At 77.4% G+C, this 13,319-nt stretch carries 11 protein-coding genes; 3 read left to right on the plus strand and 8 right to left on the minus strand.

Going from position 1 to position 13,319, the window contains the following annotated elements:
- The first annotated feature begins 25 nt into the window (after nt 1–25).
- Nucleotides 26–892: an alpha/beta fold hydrolase gene (locus tag KPL57_RS46480; protein WP_226356845.1), complete on the plus strand. Its 867-nt coding sequence runs from the start codon at nt 26–28 to the stop codon at nt 890–892.
- A gap of 28 nt (nt 893–920) precedes the next feature.
- On the opposite strand, the gene KPL57_RS46485 is transcribed toward KPL57_RS46480, so the two are convergent.
- A complete protein-coding gene (locus KPL57_RS46485; RefSeq protein ID WP_226356846.1) occupies nt 921–1,556 on the minus strand; it encodes a TetR/AcrR family transcriptional regulator in 636 nt (211 codons plus the stop codon).
- Between the two features lie 56 nt (nt 1,557–1,612).
- Between KPL57_RS46485 and KPL57_RS46490 the strand changes: the two genes are divergently transcribed.
- Nucleotides 1,613–2,302 carry a hypothetical protein gene (locus KPL57_RS46490; protein WP_226356847.1) on the plus strand — a complete coding sequence of 230 codons (690 nt, stop codon included), beginning with the start codon at nt 1,613–1,615 and terminating at the stop codon, nt 2,300–2,302.
- 44 nt (nt 2,303–2,346) lie between these two features.
- On the opposite strand, the gene KPL57_RS46495 is transcribed toward KPL57_RS46490, so the two are convergent.
- The 7 genes from KPL57_RS46495 to KPL57_RS46530 form a co-directional block, all read right to left on the minus strand.
- Entirely contained in the window at nt 2,347–3,903 is a 1,557-nt protein-coding gene (locus KPL57_RS46495) for an FAD-dependent oxidoreductase (RefSeq protein ID WP_226356848.1), read from the minus strand.
- 100 nt (nt 3,904–4,003) lie between these two features.
- Nucleotides 4,004–4,927, minus strand: coding sequence for an ABC transporter ATP-binding protein (locus tag KPL57_RS46500; RefSeq protein WP_226356849.1), 924 nt, complete (start codon nt 4,925–4,927; stop codon nt 4,004–4,006).
- On the minus strand, nt 4,873–5,721 hold the full coding sequence (locus KPL57_RS46505) for an ABC transporter transmembrane domain-containing protein (protein WP_226357484.1): 849 nt from the start codon (nt 5,719–5,721) through the stop codon (nt 4,873–4,875). Before KPL57_RS46505 ends, KPL57_RS46500 begins: the two co-directional genes overlap by 55 nt.
- 157 nt (nt 5,722–5,878) lie before the next feature.
- The gene (locus KPL57_RS67955; RefSeq protein ID WP_226365340.1) at nt 5,879–6,997 is read right to left on the minus strand and encodes a histidine kinase; all 1,119 of its coding nucleotides are present in this window, start codon (nt 6,995–6,997) and stop codon (nt 5,879–5,881) included.
- Nucleotides 6,994–7,647: a response regulator transcription factor gene (locus KPL57_RS46520; protein ID WP_226356850.1), complete on the minus strand. Its 654-nt coding sequence runs from the start codon at nt 7,645–7,647 to the stop codon at nt 6,994–6,996. The genes KPL57_RS67955 and KPL57_RS46520 overlap by 4 nt, the downstream gene beginning before the upstream one ends.
- Nucleotides 7,648–7,718: 71 nt before the next feature.
- Nucleotides 7,719–9,050: an alpha/beta hydrolase family protein gene (locus tag KPL57_RS70790; RefSeq protein ID WP_226356851.1), complete on the minus strand. Its 1,332-nt coding sequence runs from the start codon at nt 9,048–9,050 to the stop codon at nt 7,719–7,721.
- On the minus strand, nt 9,047–11,722 hold the full coding sequence (locus KPL57_RS46530; protein WP_226356852.1) for a phosphatidylglycerol lysyltransferase domain-containing protein: 2,676 nt from the start codon (nt 11,720–11,722) through the stop codon (nt 9,047–9,049). Before KPL57_RS46530 ends, KPL57_RS70790 begins: the two co-directional genes overlap by 4 nt.
- A gap of 224 nt (nt 11,723–11,946) precedes the next feature.
- Between KPL57_RS46530 and KPL57_RS46535 the strand changes: the two genes are divergently transcribed.
- Entirely contained in the window at nt 11,947–13,239 is a 1,293-nt protein-coding gene (locus tag KPL57_RS46535; RefSeq protein ID WP_226356853.1) for a cation:proton antiporter, read from the plus strand.
- Nucleotides 13,240–13,319 lie beyond the last annotated feature (80 nt).

Below are 13,319 nucleotides of genomic sequence, written 5' to 3' on the forward strand. Positions count from 1 at the left end.
TATCAAGCATGTGAAGGAGTTAGTCATGCCGCTCGTCCACCACCGGACCGCGACCGTCGACGGACACGAGATCTTCTACCGGGAGGCCGGTCCCGCCGACGCGCCCACGATCGTCCTGCTGCACGGCTACCCGACCAGCTCGTCGATGTTCCGGCAGCTGATCCCGCTGCTGGCCGACGACCACCACGTGATCGCGCCGGACCACCTCGGCTTCGGGTACTCCGCCGCCCCGTCGGCGTCGGAGTTCGACTACACCTTCGACGCGCTCGCGGACATCACCGACGGGCTGCTCGAGCTGCTGGGCGTCGACCGCTACGCCCTCTACGTTCAGGACTACGGCGCACCGATCGGCTGGCGGCTCGCACTCGCCCACCCGGAGCGGATCACCGCGATCGTCACCCAGAACGGCAACGGCTACGAGGACGGGTTCGTCGAGTCGTTCTGGACCGACGTCTGGGCCTACGGGGACGCGCCCGGCCCGGAGACCGAGCCCGCCGTCCGTGCCGCCCTCGGCCTCGACGCGATCCGGTGGCAGTACCTGCACGGGGTGTCCGACCCGGGCACGGTGGACCCGGACACCTGGCACCACGACCACGCGCTCGTCTCCCGCGAGGGCAACGACGCGGTCCAGCTCGCGCTGCTCCGCGACTACCGCAACAACCGCCCGCTCTACCCGCGCCTGCACGGGTTCCTGCGCACCACCGGGGTCCCGGTGCTGGCGGTGTGGGGGCGCAACGACGAGATCTTCGGACCGGACGGGGCGCGGGCGTTCGCCCGCGACGCCCGGGACGTCGAGGTGCACCTGGTGGACGGCGGCCACTTCCTGCTCGAGAGCCACCTCGACGTCGTCGCCGGCCACCTGCGACGCTTCCTGGAGCGGGTCCCGGCGTGACGCGTGCACCCGGGGGCCGGATGCGCGATCAGGACCGGCCGTCGTCCTGGGTCTCGCCGCCCGGGTCGCCCAGGACGGCGTCCACGGCCAGGTAGAGGGTCTCGGTCTCGGTCCGCAGGATCGAGTCGGCGGCGGGCAGTGCCCGTTCCATGCCGAGCCCGTCGACCACGGTCATGAGGAACCGTGCCCGCCGGGCGTTGTCGCCCGGGGCGAGTGCGCCCTCGTCGACCAGGGTCGTCAGCCAGTATTCGACCCGGCGCCGCACCTCGCGCTCGATGGCGAGGTAGGCCCGCCGGTTCTCCTCGGTCGGCTCGGGCACGACGAAGGTGTCGACCGCGGTCCGCAGCGCCCGGCGCGCCTGCTCTCCGACCCCGGTCCGGGTCAGCACCTCCCGCAGGCAGGCGGCGAGGCGGTCCCGGGCCGGCACCGCGGTGTCGTGGATGGCGTCGTCGGGGGCGACGAGGTCGTAGACGCGGGTCAGGACCTCGTCCTGCAGCGCCCGCTGGGTCGGGAAGTGGTGGCGCAGCGAGCCGGTGCTGACCCCGGCCCGCGCGGCGACCGCGCGCACGCTCAGCCGGGTCCCCGGGTCCTGGCCGAACAGCTCCATCGCGGCCAGGAGCACCCGGTCCCGGCTCCCGAGCCTCCGCCGCTGCGTCTCGTCCACCCCTGGCAGCCTACTAGTACACCGTGTTAGCGTGCCGGCGCACGGACCAACACAGTGTGTTGGTCAAGGACACGGGTTCGGGGGACCAGATGCTGACCGAGTGGCGACGACACCGCGCCGTCCGACGGGTGAGGCCGGGCGACGGCAGTCCGCTGAAGCGTTTCCGCTGGTGGCAGATGTTCCTGGGGCGCGCCCTGCTGCACCTGGACCTGGTCGGCGCCGACGGGCGGCCGGTGCGGTACTCCGTCGACGTGCGCCACCAGGGCAGCGGGGAGAACGGGCAGGTCGTCGCGCAGGTGTACCGCGACGGGCGGCACCACGCGTCGTCGCGGGTGCCGGCCGTCGTCCCGGTCGAGGGCGGCGCGATCGAGGTCGCGACGAGCGGGTTCGGGGTGAAGCGCTGCCGGTACGTCACCGCGGCCGGTGCGGTCCGGCAGCTCGTCCCGGACCCGCGCTCGGCGGAGGGCCGCCGGGCCCGCCTGGAGCGCGAGCACCCGTCGCTCAGCCGCATGCTCGGTGTCGTGTCGGTGGTGGCGCTGGTCGTCGGCGTCGGGCTGAACCTGCTGCAGCTGCTGGAGCCGCTCAGCCGGATCCCGCCGGTCGCGGCGGCGGTCGGGGTGTTCGAGTCGCCGGTCCACCTGCCGATCTGGCTCAACATCGCGCTCGGTCTCGCGGCCGCCCTGGCCAGCACCGAACGGGCGCTGCGGCTGCGCTACCACTGGCTGCTCGACGGCGTCGGCAACTGAGCCGGGCGTGCCCCGGCGGTCCGCCCGCCGGGGCACGCCCCCGGTCAGGCGGCCGGCTCCCCGAACCAGCGGCGGGCCGCCCGCCCGAACGCCGCGGGATCGGGCCGGTCCCCGCCGACCCAGGCCACGACGCCGTCGGGGCGCAGGAGGACGGTGCCGGTGCCGAGGTCGTCGCGCAGCGGGCCGGTGACGCGGCGGATCCGGTCCGCCCAGCCGCGCGCCGCGGTGCCCAGTGCGGGGGCGGCCCCCGGGTCGAGCAGCACACCCGAGCCGGTGGTCGTCAGCTCACCGAGCCAGGTGCCGTCGGCGAGGCGGAACTCCGGCGCGACCCGCCCGACCATCGGGTGTGCGTCGCCGAGGTCGAGACGCAGGCCCGCGCCGGAGGTCCGCAGGTAGACGTAGCCCGCGCCGTCGCGGGTGGTGAGCAGGTCGCGCACCACCGCCTGGAGGGCGGCGGCCTGCGGGCCGGGCCGCATGAGCGCCACCTGGGCGCGGGACCAGTCGAGCACGGCGGCCGCGACCGGGTGCCGTTCGTCGTCGTAGGTGTCGAGCAGGCCGTCCGGGGCGGTGCCCCGCGCCGTGGCGGCCAGCTTCCAGCCCAGGTTCAGCGCGTCGGCCAGGCCGGAGTTGAGGCCCTGCCCGCCCAGCGGGGAGTGGATGTGCGCGGCGTCGCCGGCGAGCAGCACCCGTCCCCGCCGGTAGGTCGTCGCCTGCATGGAGCGGTCGGTGAAGCTGGAGGCGTTCCACACCTCGAGCAGGGTCACGTCGGTGCCCGACACCCGGCGCAGGACCTCCTGGAGGTGCTCGGGCGTCGGCGGCCGCGAGCGGTCGAAGGCACCGCCGTCGAAGTCCATGATCCCGAGGTGCCCGTCGGTGGGCATCCGTAGGTACATGCCCTGCGGGGTCAGGGTGAAGCCGCGGTCGAGCTTGTCGAGGTCGTCGACCCTGGCGTGCAGCACGTAGCCGGTGAACTGCGGCTCGGTGCCGACGAAGTCGAACCCGGCGAGCCGCCGGACGGCGCTGCGGCCGCCGTCGCAGCCGACCACCCACCGGGCGGGGAACGTGCCGGTGCCGCTGTGCACGACCACCCCGTCGTCGTCCTGGTCGAGGCCGGTGACCGGGGTGTCGCGCAGGATCCGGACCCCGAGCTCGCCCGCGCGCCGGGCCAGCATCCCCTCGACGTCGGCGAGGTGGACCATCAGCCGGTCCGTGGCCGGGGTGGGGAGCCGGGGCGGGAGCGCGGTCTCGTCGAGCTCGACCCCGCCCAGCATGATCCCGGCGAAGTGCCCGGCCCGCGGCGGCGGCAGCACCCCGTCCCCGGCCTCGGCACCGGGGTCGGTGCGGTCGTCGGCCGCGGGGTCCGGGCCGAAGCCGGCCGGGGTCGGGCCGACCGCCTCCCGCAGCGCGGGCAGCAGCCCCCGCCGGTGGAAGGCCTCCACCGAGGCCGCGGTCAGCCCGCGCATCCCGAGCGGCGCGGTCCGCCAGGGGTTCTCCCCGCCGGGCTCGCGTTCGAGCACCGTCACCGAGCAGCCCGCGAGACCCAGCTCGCAGGCGAGCAGCAGACCGACCGGGCCCGCTCCCACGATCACCACGTCGTCCACACCGATCGCCTTCTTCCGTCGTCGAGGTCGTGACCCGAGACTGCGCCCGGCCGCTGGCGCGGGGCACGCACGCGGCACGCACGGCCCTGGCACCGCCGGGTCAGGCCCCGGCGCCGACGGCCTGGGCGGCGGCCAGCGAGCGGTACAGCTCGTCGGAGGCCAGCAGCTCCTCGTGCGTGCCGACCGCGCGGACCCGGCCGCCGTCGAGCACGACGACGGCGTCGGCGTCGCGCACGGTGCGCAGCCGGTGCGCGACGACCAGCACCGTCGCCCCCGTACGGCGCCCGGACAGCAGCTCGTGCAGCGCCTCCTCGGTGCCGCTGTCCAGGTGCGCGGTCGCCTCGTCGAGCAGCAGCAGACCCGGCCGGCGCAGCAGCGCGCGGGCGATCGCGACCCGCTGCCGCTCCCCGCCGGACAGGGTGACCCCGCGGGCCCCGAGCGGGGTGTCGAGCCCCCGGGGCAGGCGTTCGACCAGCTCGGTGAGCCGGGTCGCCCACACCACCTCGGCCAGTGCGGGGGCGGTGGCGTCCGGGGCGCCCAGCAGCAGGTTCTCCCGCAGCGTCCCGTCCAGCACGGGCGAGTCCTGCTCGACCACACCGACCCGGCTCCGCCAGGTCGCGCGCGGGACCGCGGCCAGGTCGACCCCGTCGACGGTCACGGTCCCGCCGGTCGGCGGGTGGAAGCGCAGCAGCAGCGACAGCAGCGTCGACTTCCCCGCCCCGGACGGCCCGACCAGTGCGACCCGGGACCCGGCGGGGACGGCGAACCGGACCCCGCGCAGCACCTCGGCGCGGCCCGGGTGGGCGAAGCGGACGTCGTCGAACACCAGCGACGGCGGGCCGGTCCGCGGCGGGACCGGGAACGCGCCGGGGTCGACGTCGTCCTCGACCGGGATGTCCTCCACCTCGGCGAGCCTGCGGGCGGCGCCGAGTCCCTGCTGCAGCGTCCCCACCGCCGACACCAGCTCGGTCAGCGGCGTGGCCAGGTAGAACAGGTACAGCAGGAACGCGACCAGCGTGGACACCGTGAGCGCGCCGGTCCGACCAGCCCGCCGCCGACGGCGAGCACCACGAGGAACGACGCCTGCAGCGCGAACTCCGCCCCGGCGACGAGCAGCGCCTCCCAGCGCGCCTGCACCACACCGGCCCGGAACGCGGCGGTCGCGGCGTCGTCGACGGCGGCCTGCTCGCGGCGCTCGGCCCCGTACGCCTTCACGGTGCGGGCCGCGCCCAGCACCCGGTCCAGGACGGACCCGACGGTGCCGACGGCGGACTGGGCCTGCTCGGTGGCCCGGCGGATGCGCGGCAGCACGAGCGCCGCGGGGGCACCCACCACGACCAGCACCGCGACGGTCACGCCGAACAGGCGCAGGTCGAGCACCGCCATCAGCACCAGCGCCCCGACCATGCCGACCGCACCGTTGACCAGGGTGACCGGCGCCGAGATCGTCGCGTGGCGGACCAGGCCGGTGTCCGAGGTCGCGCGGGTGACCAGGTCACCGGGGGCGCGGGTGTCGAGCTCGGGCACCCGGATGCGGACCAGCCGCGCGGCGAGCCGCCGCCGGATGCTCAGCACCACGTGCTCGCCGGTGCGGTCGAGCAGGTAGCTGTTGACGCCGTTCGCGACCGCGCTGCCGAGCACCAGCAGGCTGAGCAGGACGACCGGGACGAGCAGCGAGCCGCCCCCGCCGAGCGAGTCGATCACCGACTGCGCGGCGAGTGGCTGGGCGAGGCCGGCGGCGCTGCCGAGCAGCGCCAGGACCAGGCCCGCGGCGAGCAGCCCGCGGTGGGCGGCGGCGTGCCGGAGGAGGTAGTGCATCGTGCGGTCGTCTCCCTGTGCTCCCGGCCGCGATCCCGGGGGCGGCCCCGGCCGGACCCCCAGTCCACCGGGTGCCGGGCGTGCGGGGGACCGGCCGGGGTGCCGGAGCGGTCCGCCGTCCGGCGGGGACCGGCCCCCTCCGGGTGGCGGGTCCGCCTCAGCTCCGGCGGGGGAGCGGCAGGTGCAGCGCCAGGCGGAAGCCGCCGTCGTCGTCGGGGCCCGCGGAGAGCTCGCCGCCCGCGAGCTCGGCGCGCTCGCGCAGCCCGACCAGGCCCTGGCGGGACCCGGGCAGTCCCAGCGGCCCGCGGTCCGGGCGGGTGTTGTGCACCGTCGTCGTCACCCGCCCGCCGGCCCGGGCGACCCGGACGGTGACCCGGGAGCCGGGGGCGTGCTTGCGGGCGTTGGTCAGTCCCTCCTGGACGGTCCGGTACACCGCCCGCTGCGCGTGCGGGTCCAGGTCGATGCCCGGCTCCTGCGCCAGCTCCGCGTCGACGCCGGCGCCCGCCACCAGCGCGGCCAGCTCGGCGAGGCCGGGCTGGGGCTCCAGCGGCGTCCCGTCCCCGCTGGGCGCCCGCAGCACCGCCACCATGTGCCGCAGCTCGTCGAGTGTGGACACCCCGAGCCTGCGGATGGTGCGGGCCGCCTCCCGGGTGGTGTCGTCGACCGCCCCGACCTGCAGCGCCCCCGCCTGCACCGCGATCAGTGACACCTGGTGGGAGACGACGTCGTGCATCTCCCGGGCGAGCCGGTTGCGTTCGCGTTCGAGCACCTGCTCCTCGCGCAGGTCCTGCTCGACGCGGTGGGAGTCGGCGAGCTCGCGCAGCCGCCTGCGCAGCGAGTCCTGCGCGCGCACGAGCTGCCCGAGCGCGGCCGGGGCGGCCCCGGACATGATCCCGTAGACCAGGTCGAGCAGCGACTGGCGGTCGAGCAGGTCCAGCCGGACCGGGAAGGTGATGCCCGCGCCGACCGCGGTGGCCGTCGCGGCGAGCACCACCAGCGTCCGGTTCGAGGTGCCCCGGGCCAGCGTGTACAGCGTCACCAGGGTCGCGATCAGGGCGTAGGAGGTGACCAGGCCCGGCAGCGTCGCGAGGAACCCCAGCACCGGGTACCGCCGGCGCAGCGGCACACCGAGCAGCGCCAGTCCCGCCGCGACCCACGGCCACGCCTGGTCCGACGCGGTGATCTCGAGCAGCGAGTCCAGGGCGGCGACGGCGAACAGCGCCACCTCGGTCGCGACCGTGAGCGCCGGGCCGCGCCACCGCGCCGGGACGCTCACGCGTCGTCGCCGGGGCGGCGGAGCCCGGCCAGCTGGGCGAGCAGCGCCGCGCGCACCCGGCTGGTGACCCCGAGCTTGCCCAGCAGCGTGCTGACGTGGTCCTTCACCGTGCTGGGGGACAGGTAGAGCTCCCGGCCGATCTCGGCGTTGGACAGTCCCTCCGAGACCAGCGCCAGGACGTCGCGTTCGCGGTCGGTCAGCGCCGCGACGTCGCGCTCGGCGGCGCGGCGGTCCGCCGAGAGCCGCCCGCCGACGACGGGCCGGGCCGCGCCGGGGGACAGCACGACCGCACCGGCGGCGAGCGCCCGCACCGACTGCACGAGCTGGTCGGGGTCGGTGTCCTTGAGCAGGAACCCCGACGCGCCCGCGGCGAGCGCCTGCTCGATGTACTCGTCGGTGTCGAAGGTCGTCAGCATGGCCACCGCGGGGGCGTCGCCCGCCGCGAGGACCCGGTCGAGCACGGTCAGCCCGTCCACCCCGGGCATCCGGATGTCGAGCAGGACGACGTCGGGCCGGGCGAGCGCGATCTCCCGCTCGGCGTCGGCGCCGGTCGCGGTCGCCACCACCCGGATGTCGCCCGCGGCCTGCAGGATCATCGTGAACCCGGACCGCACCAGGGCCTCGTCGTCCACCACGACCACCCGGATCATCGCCGTCCCCCGCCCGTCCGTGCCGATCCCGCCGTGTGTCCCGCCGGCGCCGCCCCATCCTGTTCGGTCGCTCATCGGGGCGGGCCGGGGACCAGACCACCGCGGGCGGCGACGCCGGGCAGCGCGAGCTGCAGCGCGGCCGTCGCGACCGCCCAGGAGTGCCCGCCCGGCAGGACCAGGTAGCGCACGTCCATCCCGGAGGTGCGGGCGAGCTCGGCGAGCCGCCGGGCCCGCTCCACGTCGCCGCCCTCGTCCGCGCCGACGACGACGGTGCCGCTCACCCCGTCGTAGCGACGGGTGCGCAGCAGCTCCTGCGGGTCGGCGGCCCGGAACGCGGCGTCGTCGCCGCCGAACAGCGCACCCACCGTCTCCTCCCGGGTGCCCAGCGACGGCTGGTCCTGACCGCCGACGTCGAGGAACGCCGGGTACACCTCGGGGGCGCGCACGGCGAGCTGCAGCGCGCAGGTCCCGCCGTAGGAGAAGCCGCCGATCGTCCAGCTCCGCGGGTCGGGGTCCACGTCGAACGTCCGCCGGATCCAGTCCGGGACGTCGCGGCGCAGGTAGGTCTCGGCGGCGCCGCGCCGGGAGTCCATGCACAGCGGGTTGTCGAAGGTGCCGCCGGTCGCGTCCGGCACCACGACGACCGGGGCGAGCCCGCGGTGCGCCGCGGCGAACTCGTCGAGCACCGCGGCGAGCCGCCCCGCGGTCAGCCAGTCCGCGGGGCCGCCCGGTGCGCCCGCGACCAGGACCAGCACCGGCAGCCTCGGCCCGCCGCGGACCAGCGCGGCCGGTGGCAGGTAGACCACCCCGGGCCGGGCCGGGAAGCGCGAGACGGTGCCGGGGATGGCCATCCGGGCGACGCCGCCGTGGGCCGGCAGGTCCGCGGGCGGCACCCACCGGGCCGCGGTGACCGCGCCGCCCGCGCGGGGCGGGATGCGGGCCGGGTCCAGCGCGTTCGCCTCGGGCAGCCCGAGCAGCTGCCGGGGAGTGGGGTAGTAGCCGTAGATCGCGTTGACCTTGACGCCGCTGGTGGCGAGAACGAGCAGCACCGCGGGCACGACCAGCAGGCGGGCGGCGCGTCCGCCGCGCCGCAGCACGAGCACCCCGCCGAGCAGCGCCGCGAGCGCCACCCCGGACCAGACGAACAGGCGGGCGGGCAGCTGGTCGGGGATCGGCCGCCACAGGTCGTTCAGGACGAACGCGGCCAGTGCGGGCAGCGCCGCCGCGACGACGACCGCGAGCAGCGCCGGTCGCCACCAGCGCGGCCCGCGCGGCCACAGCAGGAACGCCGCCGCGAGGACCCCGGCGACCGAGATCACCAGCGGCAGCGTCCCGGCGACGAGCGACAGGTCGAGCGGTGTCGTCGCGGGCACCGGGGGCGGCGGGAGCGGGGTCACGGTCACCGGGCGTCGTCCCCTGCCGGGAGCGCCGGGAGCGCGGGGAGCGCGGGGAGCGCGGCGAGCGCCGCGAGGTCGGCGCGGGCCGTCGCGAACGGCAGCACCCCGCGGTCGAACACCGCGGCCGCCGGGCCGGTCCCGAGCGCCCCGCCGAGCAGCGCCGGGTCGGTCAGCCCGGTGGCGGCCGCGGCGACCTCGTGGCCGTCGAGGGTGACCCGCCACGCGTCGGCGGTGTCCGGGGCGTCGTCGCGGGGGCGGGCCAGCGGCTCCGTCGCGACCGGCGGCGCCGTCTCCACCACGGGTACCGGCCCCCCGGTCACGGCACCGGCCGCGGGGAGGGCGTCGGCGACCCGGTCCAGCACCGACCACAGCGCGTGCGCGTCGGCCAGCGACGCCCGCAGGTGCAGCACCGGGCGGGCGGACCGGTCGATGTGGAACAGCCGCTCGACCACCCCGTCCGGGGCGGGCCCGGCGCCACCGGGCAGCGCCGGGTGCACCGGCGGGACCGCCGACGCGGCGAAGCCCGCGGTGAGCAGGGCCTGCTCGGCGGCGTCGGCCAGTGCGTCGGCGGGTGCGGGGTGCGCCGCGCCCGCGAGCCGGGTGAAGGATCCGGCCAGCACGGACAGCTCACCCGAGCGGGAGGTGACGACCTCGCCGTGGACCAGGACGAGGTCGTCGGGCCCGACCGTGGCCTTCCACCCGGTGAGCGCGTCGGCGCCGGTGGTGGTCTCGTCGACGATCACCTGGATCCGCCCGGTACCGGCGTGCAGCGTGGCGAACGCCAGCGCGCCGAAGGTGCGGCGGGCCCGCACCCGGCCCACGACCGTCGCCGGGCGGCCGGTGCGGACGTCGCGGTCCAGCCCGGCGTGCTCCCGGCGCAGCGCGGCGAGGTCGTCGACCCGGGTCGCGACGGCGGGGTGGGAGGCACGCCGCGGCGCCGACGGCCCGGGACCGCAGGCCGGGGCCGGAGGACGTCCCGGGCCGCGGACCGCGGGCCGGGGCAGCGGCAGGAAGCCCTCCGCCGCGGCGGCGGCCACGGCGGCCCGGGCCGTGCCGCCCGACCAGCACAGCAGCCGCGGTGTCCACTCCGGCTCGAAGGTCAGGCTGAAGCGGTGCAGCGACTCCAGCTGCACGAACGACGACGCGGCCCGCAGCACGGCCCGCCGGGCGCGCTGCACGGGACCGGCACCCAGGCGCCCGCCGGTCTCCAGCGACTCGCGGAACAGCACGAAGTTGAGCGAGGCCCGCCGGATCCCGTGCGCGGGACCGGCCGCGGCCAGCTGACCGATCATGAACTCCATGATGCCGGGTGGCGAGCCCGGAGCCCGCCGCATCACGTCCAACGACACCCCGTCGGTGCCCCAGGGCGCGAACGTCAGCACCGCGCACGGAGCGCCGTCCGGCCCGGTCGCCTCGACCAGCACGACGTCGACGTCTGCGGGGTCGCCCACCCGGCCCGAGGCCATCGAGAACCCGCGCTCGGTCGGCCCGTGCCGCCAGCGCTCCGCCCGGCCGGCGACGGCGGCCAGCTCGGCCTCCGGCACGTCGCGGACCCGCCGGACCGTCGCCCGGCAGCCCTCGGCGGACAGCCGGCGCACCGCGCGGCGGATCCGGCCCTCCCGGCCCCCGGTGTGCAGCAGCCGCGGCAGGTCGACCACGGCCTCGTCCCCGATCCGGCGGACCCGCAGCCCGTGCCGCCGGTAGAGCGCCGCACCCCGCTCCCCGGCCGCGAGCACCACGGGCTGCCACCCGTAGCGGCGGGCCTCGGCGAGCCAGGCGTCGACGGCGCCGGGCCACCGTCCCGGCGCGCCGACCGGGTCGCCCGCGGCGACCGAGGACCCGCCGACCACCCGGTACGCGACGGCCGCGCGGCCGTCCGGGGAGAACACGACCCGCTTGTCGCGGCGCGTCGCGAAGAAGGCCAGCGGGTCCGCACCCCCGTGGCCGGCGACGAGCGCACGCACCCGTTCCTCGTCCCCGGCGGTCGCGGTGCCGTGCGCCCGCGCCCCGCGCAGGAACGTCGCGAGCGCCGCGACCAGCACCGCGCCGCCCACCAGGTCGAGCGCGGCGGGCAGCCACCCGTCGTCGACACCCGCGGCGGTCAGCTCGAACGCGCCGCCGGTGAGCCGGTCGGCCACCCACACCAGCCGCGGCCACGCCCCGGCCGGGGCGCCGGGTGCGCCCGGGGCCAGCAGCCAGCCCGCCGCGACCGCGGCGCCGAGCCCGGCCACGGCCACGACCGCGGCGCGACGCCGGGCGCCCGGCGCGACCCGGGCCCCGAACTCCGCGCGCCGCGCCACCAGCGTCGCCGCCCACAGCGCGGGGACGGCCACCGCCGCCGTCCCGGTGGGCGGGTCGAGCCCGGCGAGCGCCGAGACCACCAGCAGCACGAGCAGCACCCCCGCCCCGGCACGCCTGCCGGCCCGCAGCGCCGCGCCCAGCAGCAGCAACGCGAGCCCGACGAGCAGGCTCGGCCCGGTCGGGACGCCCAGCAGCCCGAACGCGTCGTCGACGGCGGTGACCGGCGGCGCCCCGAGGACGACCTCGGCCAGGCAGGCCACCCCCGCCACGGTGACGACGAGCGCGGACACCGCCCGCACCGGGGTGCGCCGGACCGGCTGGCCGGACGCCGCCACCGGGGGACCGGCCGGTGCCGGTCGGGTCGTGGTCGTGGTCATGTGCGGGCCCCCGTCGGTGTCGGAGCCCCGAGCCTGGCCGCGCGGCCCGGGGGACCGGCACCCGCCGTGGGCGGGACCGGGGCCGCCGCCGGGCGGGTGCCGACCCGCCGGGTGGCGGGTATCGACGGCGGGCGGGGTCCGCCGCGTCACACCCGCCGGGACGGTGGGGCCGTGCTCGCTAGCGTCGGGACGGCCCGCACCGCGCCGACACCCCGGACGACACGATGATCCCGACCCTGCTGGCCGCCGCCGTCGCGGCCGTCCTCTGTGCCCTCGCCGCGCGACGGCTGGAGCGCTGGAACATCGCCGTCCCGGCGGTGATGGTGGCGGCCGGGGCGGTCGTCGGGCTGACGGTGGAGGGGTCCGTCGGGGCCGTCCTGAACACCACCGCCGCGCAGCGCGTCGCCGAGATCATCCTGGCCGTCCTGCTGTTCGTCGACGCCACCGAGGTCCGCGGCGGGCGGCTGTGGGGGCGCGCGCCGGGGACCGCCGCCCGGATGCTGCTGGTCGCGATGCCGCTGAGCATCCTCGCCACCGTCGTCGTCGGTGGGCTGTTGTTCCCCGCGCTGCCCTGGCCGGTGCTGCTGGTGCTCGCCTGCGTGGTGGTCCCGATCGACTTCGCCTCCAGCGAGCGGGTCGTGCGCGACCGGCGGCTGCCCGCCCGGCTGCGCAGCGCGCTGAACGTCGAGGGCGGCTACAACGACGGCATCGTCTCGCCGGTCTTCCTGGTCGCGCTCGCCCTGGCCGGCGGTGCGGCCACGCAGGGCTCCGGTCCGTGGCACGCGCTGTCCACGGCGGTGCCGCACGCGGTCACCGCGATCGTCGTCGGACTGTTGCTGGGCACCGTGCTCGGCGGGGCGCTGGAGCTGGCCACGGTGCGCGGCGCGACGACCGACCGGTCCCGGCGGACCGTCGTGCTGATCGCCCCGGTCGCCACCTACACCGCGGCGCTCGGCCTGGGGGGGAACGGCTTCGTCGCCGCGTTCGTGTGCGGCATCGCGTTCCGGTACGTGCACCGTGTGCTGCTGGCCCGGCGGCTGCGCGGCACCGACGGCGGCGTCCGCGCCGCGGGCGGTGCGGCGGTCGCGATGGGCCGCGACTTCGTGCTGCTGGAGGACGTGACGGCGATCCTGACCGCGGCGATGTGGTTCGTCGTCGGCATCGCCGGGGTGTACCTCGCCTCGGCCGTGGACCTGCCGATCCTGGTGTTCTGCGTGCTCGCGCTGACCGTGCTGCGGATCGTCCCGGTCGCGCTCGCCCTGGTCGGCAGCGGTCTGGGTGCCCGCGAACGGCTGCTCGCGGGCCTGCTCGGCCCCCGCGGCACGACGACGATCGTGTTCGGCCTGCTGGCGTTCAACGGGCTGCCCGACGGCGACCCGGCCGACACCATCCTCATCGCGACGGTGCTGTGCGTGGCCGGGAGCGTCCTGCTGCACGGACTCGGCTCCTCCGCGGCGATCGCCCGGCTCGCGCCCGAGCGGACCCGGGAGACCGCCGCACCCCGCGCCGGCGGGTGACCCGGGTCACGATCGCTGGAGTGTGCCGCGACGGCCGACGGTGCCATGGCCCCCAGGCACCGGGGACGGTCCCCGGCTCC

Source organism: Pseudonocardia sp. ICBG601 (assembly GCF_020496245.1).

Bases quoted from the DNA above. Each gene is read 5' to 3' on its own strand.
- KPL57_RS46480 (WP_226356845.1), top strand. From the start codon at position 26: ATGCCGCTCGTCCACCACCGGACCGCGACCGTCGACGGACACGAGATC.
- KPL57_RS46505 (WP_226357484.1), bottom strand. From the start codon at position 5,721: ATGCACTACCTCCTCCGGCACGCCGCCGCCCACCGCGGGCTGCTCGCC.
- KPL57_RS46520 (WP_226356850.1), bottom strand. From the start codon at position 7,647: ATGATCCGGGTGGTCGTGGTGGACGACGAGGCCCTGGTGCGGTCCGGG.
- KPL57_RS46530 (WP_226356852.1), bottom strand. From the start codon at position 11,722: ATGACCACGACCACGACCCGACCGGCACCGGCCGGTCCCCCGGTGGCG.
- KPL57_RS46535 (WP_226356853.1), top strand. From the start codon at position 11,947: ATGATCCCGACCCTGCTGGCCGCCGCCGTCGCGGCCGTCCTCTGTGCC.